The sequence below is a fragment of the Deltaproteobacteria bacterium genome (assembly GCA_003696105.1).
GTDB lineage: Bacteria > Myxococcota_A > Polyangia > Haliangiales > J016 > J016.
In genome coordinates this window covers 1-8,412 of record RFGE01000009.1, presented here as the reverse complement: position 1 = coordinate 8,412, position 8,412 = coordinate 1, and the positions used below count along the sequence as shown (strand labels likewise).

At 72.4% G+C, this 8,412-nt stretch carries 9 protein-coding genes; all 9 read right to left on the bottom strand.

Going from position 1 to position 8,412, the window contains the following annotated elements; all coding sequences use genetic code 11:
- The coding region (locus tag D6689_00575; GenBank protein ID RMH45167.1) for a hypothetical protein at positions 1-717 on the bottom strand (717 nt) is incomplete at its 3' end.
- A complete protein-coding gene (flhA, locus tag D6689_00570) occupies positions 714-2,777 on the bottom strand; it encodes a flagellar biosynthesis protein FlhA (GenBank protein RMH45166.1) in 2,064 nt (687 codons plus the stop codon). The genes D6689_00575 and flhA, both read right to left, overlap by 4 nt.
- On the bottom strand, positions 2,774-3,916 hold the full coding sequence (locus tag D6689_00565) for an EscU/YscU/HrcU family type III secretion system export apparatus switch protein (GenBank protein RMH45169.1): 1,143 nt from the start codon (positions 3,914-3,916) through the stop codon (positions 2,774-2,776). The genes flhA and D6689_00565 overlap by 4 nt, the downstream gene beginning before the upstream one ends.
- A complete protein-coding gene (locus D6689_00560) occupies positions 3,829-4,551 on the bottom strand; it encodes a type III secretion protein (GenBank protein ID RMH45165.1) in 723 nt (240 codons plus the stop codon). The genes D6689_00565 and D6689_00560 overlap by 88 nt, the downstream gene beginning before the upstream one ends.
- Positions 4,548-4,829: a hypothetical protein gene (locus D6689_00555; protein RMH45164.1), complete on the bottom strand. Its 282-nt coding sequence runs from the start codon at positions 4,827-4,829 to the stop codon at positions 4,548-4,550. Before D6689_00555 ends, D6689_00560 begins: the two co-directional genes overlap by 4 nt.
- Entirely contained in the window at positions 4,829-5,545 is a 717-nt protein-coding gene (gene fliP, locus D6689_00550) for a flagellar biosynthetic protein FliP (GenBank protein RMH45163.1), read from the bottom strand. Before fliP ends, D6689_00555 begins: the two co-directional genes overlap by 1 nt.
- A complete protein-coding gene (locus D6689_00545) occupies positions 5,497-6,564 on the bottom strand; it encodes a hypothetical protein (protein ID RMH45162.1) in 1,068 nt (355 codons plus the stop codon). Before D6689_00545 ends, fliP begins: the two co-directional genes overlap by 49 nt.
- A 23-nt stretch (positions 6,565-6,587) precedes the next feature.
- On the bottom strand, positions 6,588-6,878 hold the full coding sequence (locus D6689_00540; protein RMH45168.1) for a flagellar motor switch protein FliN: 291 nt from the start codon (positions 6,876-6,878) through the stop codon (positions 6,588-6,590).
- A gap of 56 nt (positions 6,879-6,934) precedes the next feature.
- Positions 6,935-7,891 carry a flagellar motor switch protein FliM gene (locus tag D6689_00535; protein ID RMH45161.1) on the bottom strand — a complete coding sequence of 319 codons (957 nt, stop codon included), beginning with the start codon at positions 7,889-7,891 and terminating at the stop codon, positions 6,935-6,937.
- Positions 7,892-8,412 lie beyond the last annotated feature (521 nt).

Genomic DNA, 8,412 nt, shown 5'->3' with positions numbered 1-8,412 from the left:
CCGGGGGCTGCGGCCGGCGGTGTCGATGTAGATCCGGTCGCAGTCTTCGCACAGCTCGAGCACGTCCTCGAGCTGCGACGGCTTGCTCACCTTGTGCAGGGGAGCGCCGATCAGATCCGCAAAGATGCGCATCTGGTCCTCGCCGCCGACCCGGTAGTTGTCCATCGTCACCAGCGCGACGTCGTAGTCGTGCATGAGCGCGTCGCGCCCGGCGAGCTTGGCGATCGTGGTGGTCTTGCCGACGCCGGTCGGGCCGACCAGGGCGACGCAGCGGCTGCGCGACGGCGCCGCCAGCTTGCGCGTCGCCGCCAATTCCGCGATCGACGGCATCGCCGCCTCGTCGCGCGCCGCGCCCAGGCCCGCGATCGCCTCGCGCAGCGCGATCAGTTCGGCTCGCAGTGCCTCGTTTCCGCGCGAGTCGCCGCGCGACCGCACGAGCTTGCGCAGCGACTGCAGTTCGGCCCGCAGTGGCGCCACCACGCGCTCGACATCCGCGGCCGTGAGCCCCGGGCTCGGCACCGGCTGCGATCCAGCGGCGGGCGCCGGGGGTAAGTCCTCGGGGTCGGAATCGATCGCCGCGGTCACCTCGACGCCCACGCCGAGCAGTCCGCGGCGGATCTGGCGGGTTGCGACCACCATCGCGTCCGGTCCGAGCTCGCGCTTGATTTGCGCGAGCGCCTCACGCATGTTGCTCGCCTCGAACTTTCGGATCTTCATGCAGTGGCCTCCTCGGCGGCGACGACGCCGCGTGTGACAAACGGGATCGACGGATCGATTTCGCGGTAGCTCATGACCTGCAGGCCGGGGATGTGGCGCTCGGCGACGGCGGCGACCGCCCGGCGCACGTCGGGCGCGACGACCAACAGCGGCGGCTCGTCGCGCTCGAGTGCCGCGCGAGCCGCGCGTTCGAGCGTCTCGGTGAGCTTCGTGAGCGCGCGCGGGTTGCGCAGTTCGCCGCGCGCGCCCTCGCGAAACAGATCCTCGGCGCGCGGGTCGAGCACCATCGCGCGCAGGTCGCCCGCATCGCTGAGGTTGGCGCGCGTGATGCGACGGCCCAGACGCTGGCGAACCAACTCGGTGAGTTCGTCCGGATCCTTGGTGCGGCCTGCGTGGTCGGCCAGCGTTTCGAGGATGGTGCGCATGTCGCGGATCGACACGCCCTCGCGCAGCAGGTTGCGCAGCACCTGAATGACCTCGCCGAGCGACATCAGGTTGGGGATCAGCTCCTCGACTACTTTCTCGTCGCGCTTGCCGGCCAGTTCGATCAGCTCCTGCGCCTCACGGCGGCCGAACAGGTCGGCGGCGTTGCGCCGGATTACTTCGGTGAGGTGCGTCGCGATCACGGCCGATGCATCGACCACCGTGCAGCCGGCCGCCTCGACGCGAGCGCGGTCCGCCGGATCGATCCACTTGGCGGGCAAGCCGAACGTCGGCTCGGTCACCTGTTCGCCGGCGATGCCGCGAGTACCCGTTCCCGACGGATCGATCGCGAGCAGTTTGTTGGCGCGCACCTCGCCCTCGGCGACCGGCACGCCCGACACGAGCACGCGGTACGCCCCGGGCCGCATGGTGAGGTCGTCTCGCACGTGCACCGGCGGCACGATCAGGCCGAGTTCCGCCGCGAGCTGTTTACGCACCGACGCGATGCGCGTGAGCAGCTCGCCGCCGCGGTCGGCGTCGACCATGCCGAGCAAGTCGAGCCCCACCTCGAGCGACAGCAGATCGATCGGCAGCAGGTTGGCGATCTCTTGCTGCTGCACCGCCGGGTCGGTCGGATCCGCCGGCGCCGGGCGGTCGACGTCGGTGCGATCGTTGCCGGCGGCCGGCCCTTCCTTGGCCTTCATCGCGCCGATGCCGACGATCGCGCCGAGGCCGACGAGCGCCAGCGTCGGCATGCCCGGTACCAGGCCGAGGGTCGTGAGGATCGCCGCGACGATCGCGAGCGGCCGCCGGCGAGAGAACAACTGCGCGCCGAGGGACTGGCCGAGGGATTCGTCGCGCGAGCTGCGCGTCGTGAGCAGCGCGGCTCCGGTCGACACGAGGAGCGCCGGGATCTGCGACATCAACCCGTCGCCGATCGACAGCACCGTGTAAGTCGACGCGGCGTCGGCGGCTGACATGTCGTTTTGCGCGACGCCGATGATCATGCCGCCGATGATGTTGATGCCGGTGATGAGCAGGCCCGCGACCGCATCGCCGCGGACGAACTTGGACGCGCCGTCCATCGCCCCGTAGAAGTCCGTCTGGCGCTCGAGCGCGGCGCGCCGTTCCCGCGCCTGCTTCTCCGTGATCAGGCCGGCGCCGAGGTCGGCGTCGATCGCCATCTGCTTGCCGGGCAGCGCGTCGAGGGTGAACCGGGCGGACACCTCCGAGATGCGCTCGGCACCCTTGGTGATCACGATGAAGTTGACGATGACGATGATCAGGAACACGACGCCGCCGACGACGAAGTTGCCGCCGACGGCGAACTCGCCGAACGCCTGGATCACGCGGCCGACTGCGCCGTCGCCGTCGCCGCCGTGCGACAGAATCATCCGCGTGGTTGCGATGTTCAGCGACAGCCGAAACAGGGTGACGAACAGCAGCAGCGACGGGAACGTCGAAAAGTCCAGCGGCTTGTCGACGTAGATCGAAACGAGGAACGTGAGCACTGCCGCGCACAGGCTCAGTGCCAACAGCGCGTCCATCAGCCGCGGCGGCAGCGGCAAGATGGTGAGCGCGAGCACGCCGAGCACGCCGGCGGCCACGAAGATGTCGCTGCGGGCCGAGCGGGTCACGACGCGAACCTCCTGGCACGGATGCGGTAGACGACCGCGAGCACCTCGGCGACCGCCTGGTACAGCTGCGCCGGGATCTCACGCCCCTCGGGCACGAGCCTGTAGATGAGGCGCGCCAGCGGCGGCCGGCTCAGGATCGGAATCTGCGCGTTGCGAGCGATGTCGCGAATGCGCTGGGCGACCGGGCCACGCCCCTTCGCCACGACGACCGGGGCGTTGTGCTCGTCCGCGCGGTAGCGCAGCGCGACCGCAAAGTGTGTCGGGTTGACGACGACGACGTCCGCCTGTTTGACCTGGGCGGGCAGCCGGCGGCGCGCGAGTTCGCGCTGGCGGCGGCGCCGCTCGCGGCGAATGTGCGGGTCGCCCTCTTGTTCTTTGTTTTCGCGCTTGACCTCGTCGAGGGTCATGCGCATGCGCCCCATGAGGTCGCGCCGTTGCCACAGGTAGTCGACCGCCGCGAGCACCGCCAGCGCCAGGCCCGCGTACTGGACGAGCCGCGCGGTGCCCGACACCGCGCGCGCCCCGAGCGCCCCCGGCTCCAGCGCCGGCTGCCGCAAGAACCGATGCAGCTCCGCCTCGACCGCGAGGTAGCCGGCGTAGCCGACGAACGCGACCTTCGCGGTGGACAGCAGCGCGCGGCGCGCCATCGCCGTCGGTGCGAAGATGTTCTTGATTGACTCGGCCGACACGACGCGGCCGAGGTTGAGCTTGGGGAAGGCGAACACGGGCGGCCAGCCGAGCTGCCACGCCGATGCCAGCGCGTATCCGGCGAGGGCGCCCGCCGCGGCCGGCAGGCATGCCATCGCGAACGACCGCGCGGCGACGGCGGGGAGCGCCGGATCGGCGGTGCCCGCGCCGTGCAGAGCGCGCCGCATGAGCGTCTCGATCGCGCGCCACATCGGACCGGACGCGACGACGCAGGCGATCAAGCCACCGGCAAGGGTCGCGGTCGTGGTCACGTCGCGCGACCGCGCGATGTCGCCGCGCTTGCGGAACTCGCGGATGCGCTTCGGCGTTGGCGCGTGGGTGCGCTGATCCTTGTCCGGCGCGCTCACGGCAACACTCCTGACACCGCGTCGGCCGCTCGGCGTCCGATGCCCGCGACGTCGCGGATAAACGCGGGCGCGGTTGCGATCAATACGGCTCCGCCGACGACCAGGACGCCGGCGAGCATGACGGAGAACACGTTGAGTGCCGGCGCCGCCCGCGACGCGAGCGCCATGACGAGGTTCGCGATCAGGCCGGCGAGGATCGCGGGGGCGGCGAGCCGGACCGCCGCGACGAACATGCCGGCGCCGAGATCGATCAGGCCGCGCACGCCGGCGGCCAACGCGACGGCGGCCGGCGCGTCGCCGACGAGGACGGGAACCGCCGCCTCGACGCCGCCCGCGATCACGAACGCGAGCGCCGCGAGGCACCACGCGACGCGGCGCGCGGCCAGCGCGGTCTCCCCGAGCGCGGGGTCGTAGCTGGCGGCGAACCCGAGGCCGATCTGGAGGCCGATGATCTGGCCGGCCGACTCGGCGCCAGCGACGACGACGCGGGCCGCGAGTCCCGCCAGCGCGCCGACCACGATCTCACTCGGGATCGCGACCGGCAACAGCGCCGGGTCGAGCGGGCCACGCAGGGGCGTGATCGCCGCGGCCATGGCCGCCGCCACCGTCAGGCGGATGTTTGCCGGGATGAAGGACTCGCCGATGACCGGCGCGGCGTGGAGAAACGCGGCACAGCGCGCGACGGCGGCGACGAACGCGGCGACGATCGCGACGGTCATTGCCCCACCCTCTGCGCGATCGCCACGGTCGCGTGCACGACTTCGGTCGTGTACGCGGCCAGCTTCTCGAGGATCCACGGACCGGCGACGGCCAGAACGCCGCCGACGGCCAGCACCTTCGGTACGAACGACAGCACGTTTTCCTGCATCTGCGTCGCGGCCTGAAACAGCGACGTCGCCAGGCCGACGGACAGCGCGGCGGTCAAAAACGGCGTCGCGACGACGGCGATCACCGACAGCGCGCCGCGCCACAGATCGAGCAGGTGGCCGACGTCCATTACATCACCCCCCGCAGCAGCGACTCGACGACCAGGTGCCAGCCGTCGACCGCGACGAACACGAGCAGCTTGATCGGCAGCGATACGATGACCGGCGGCAGCATGATCATGCCGAGCGACGTGAGCACCGTCGCGGTGATCAGGTCGATGACCAAGAACGGAAGGAGCAGGACGAGGCCAATCTCGAACGCCGTGCGCAGCTCGGACACGACGAACGCCGGAATCGCGATGCGCATCGGCACGTCGTCGGCGTTCGCGGGCCGTGGCGCGGACGACACCTCGTAAAACAGGCGCAAGTCGGCCGCGCGGGTGCGCTCGAGCAAGAACCGCCGCACCGGCGGAGCGGCCGCCTCGAACGCCTGCTTCTCGCCGATGTCGCCGGCGAGGTAGGGCTGCACGGCCTTGTCGTTGACCTGGGCGATCACGGGCGCCATGACGAACAACGTCATGAACAGGGCGAGACCGACGAGTACCTGGCTCGGCGGCGCGGCCTGGGTCGCCAATCCGTTGCGAAGGAAACTAAAGACGATGGCGAAGCGGGCGAAGCAGGTGCAGGTGAGTACGATCGCGGGCGCCAGCGACGCGATCGCCAGGATGACGGCGAGTTGGATTGCCGTGGCCTGGCCGCCGGACTGGGCGACCTGCGCAGCCGTCTGCACCGCCGTGTTCACGCCGCGCGGCCTCCTCGCGTTGCGAGCAACAGCTCGCGCGCCCATTCGATGTCGGCGTCGGCGTCGTCGGTCGCGACCTCCGGAGACACCGGCGGTAGCTTCTCGTCGCGGAGCTTGAGCAGACCCGCGACGGCCGGCGACGCCGCGGGTGCGGACACCGACGGCGCGGGCGACGTGATCGGCTGCGGCGCGCTCGGTCGGGGGTCGGCCGAGGCGGCCGTCCGGTCGGTCGCGAGCGCCGCGCCGGCGCTGCCGCGCGCGCTGCGCTTCCACTGAGCGATCAGCTGCGGCCCCTTGTCGCCGATCGACAGCAATACTTCACGACCGGCCGCGCGCAGGAGCACGATTCGCGCCTTGCCGCCGAGGCTGCGCGACGCGACGACCTCGATGTCGCCGTCGGTGACGGCGGCGCGGGGGCCGCGCCGGCGCTGCCACCACCACAGGCCGGCGCTGGCGCCGATCGCGAGGATCGCGAGGATCGCGGTGGCGCCGGCGTGGCCGCCACGGTCGCGCGCATCGTCGGCCAACGCGCGCGGCGGTGGCTCCGACACGGCGGCCGCCACGGTCGCGTCCGCGGCGTCGGCCGGCGTCGTCGCGGGGGCCGCTGCGGGCACCACCGCCGGTGCGGTCGCGTCGGCCGCCGGTGCGGTCGCGTCGGTGGCGGTGGCGCGCGCCTGGGGCGCCGGGGCGGTGGCGGTGGCGGGCGGCGGCAGCGCGATGCCCGGCGCGCGCGGCACCTCGACGCGCAGCGCACCGTCGACGAACGACACGCGCGCGGCCGCGGCGAGCTTCCGCGTCATCTCGCGTCCGTGCCGAAGCTGCAGCGTCACGCGCGGCCGGCTGCCGCCGTAGTGGCGGATGTACTTGACCGTGTCGTCGACGACGCGGACTTTCCTGCGCGCGCGCGGCCCGTCGGTCGTCGGCACCACGATCTGATCGCCGTGTGCGGTGACCGGCGCGTCCGCCGGTTCGGCGCCCGGGACGATGACGACGACGTGGTCACCGGCGTCGACGGCGGTCGGTTCGGCGGCGGCCGGCGCGGCGACCGCGGCGGTCGCGGGCAACAAGGCGAGGACGGCCAGCGCGGTCATGCCCGATCCGCCTCCGCGGCGCCGACGATCTCGACGATGCGAATGCCGCAGCGCTCGCCAATGGCGACCGCCTCGCCCCGTGCGACGAGCCGGTCGTTGACGCGGATGTCCAGGGTGTCTCCGGCCGCCTTGTTCAGCGCGATCACGGACCCCGGGCCGAGCCGCTGGGCGACCTCGCGCAGGTTCATCGTCACGCGGCCGAGTTCCACCGACACGACGAGCGGCACGTCGTGCAGCACCGCTTCGAACGACGGCGACGACGTCGCGTCGGCCTGCGGCATGTCCATCGGCGTCGGCACGTCATCGGCACCGGGCGTGTCCTGGGGGGTCGGGATATCGTCGCTCATGCAGCATTCCTCCTCGCGGCGGTATCGGCGATCTCGACGGCGAGCACGCCGCGGTGAACGACGGCGCGGCCGTAGGCCTTGACGACTCCGCCGCACTCGACCGGCAACAGGTCGTCCACGAACGAGCCGAGCTCGATGACGGCGCCCACGTGCAGGGCGGCGAGCTGGCGGCGCGTCATCTTCGCCGAACCGAGGTCGACGCGAAGCTCGACGGGAACGGCTCCGAGCGCGTCCTCGATCGCGCCGGGCGGCGCCGGAACCGCATCCACCGGCGCGGGCGGTGGGACCAGCGTCTCGGGCCGGGCGACGATCAGCAGGCGGCCCGACACGGCCCCCTTGACCGACAACGTCACCGCGACGAGCAGCTCGCAGTCGGTCAACGCGCGGCCGGCTGCCTCCGCCCGGTCGGCGTCGGTCAGCGGTTCCACCTCGCACGCCTGCGCGTCGCGCCACGCGCGGACGAGCGCCGTGACCACGGCGCGGCCGAGCGGGTCGAACAGTCGCAACGCGGCGCGCGACGGTGCCCGGTTCGACTCGGCGACGGTGCCCGTGTCGCCGAGCCGGCGGGCGACGAGCCCCTCGACGACCGAGCCGCCTACGGCGATCAGCGCGTGCCCGCGACGGCCGCGCGGTGCGACCATCGCCGTCCACATCGCGGTGAGGTCGTCGCGCAGCGTCGGGCCGTCGACCACGTCGCTGCTCACCACTTCGAACGCGGTGTCGTCGGACAGCAAGTGGCGCAGCGTGTGGCGCAGCTCGCGCGCCCACCGCTGGCCGAGCTTGCCGCCCTCGGGGCGCGCGGTGACCGCCGCGCGATCCTCGGCGATCAGCGCCAGCGGCGACACGTCGTCGGGGTCGATGTCGTCGGAGGGGCGCGGAGGTGCGTCCGACGCCACCTGCATCGCCTCGCGGATCGCCTCGAGCTCCTTGCTGTCCAGCGGCGGTCCGTCCATCGCGACCGCTGCTCGTGCAACGGTCGGGCCAGCGCAAAACCGACTGAATCGCAGCTACTTAGGACGAACCCGGCGCGGGAGTGTCGGCGGCATTGGCGCCGGCCGCCAAAGATCCCCGCGCCCCAAAAAAAGGCGCGCCGGCACCATTGCCGGCGCGCCGCGATGGTGCATCAGCACGTGGTGGCGCACACCGGGCGGCAGCTACGGCCGACGCGAGCGGTGTTCGAATACCGCGTCGCGGACGACGGGGGCCCAGAGCCGCCGCGCGGTCGGCTGGGCGCCTGCCGCCGGAATGTCGACCGCGAAGTAAGCGTAGGTCGCCCCGCCGGCCGCGATCGTCTCCGGCTCGCCGTCGGCCGCCTGAACACCCGCCACTCGATCGGGTTGTCGTCGCCCGGGCCCAGCGTCATCGGCCCGCGTGGCGTCGTCTGCTTCAGCGGCGGCGCCGTCCACCCGTCCCCGGCGCACCGGTAGCCGTCCGGCGGCGCGCCGACGATGCGGAACGTGCCGCCGGTGGTGTT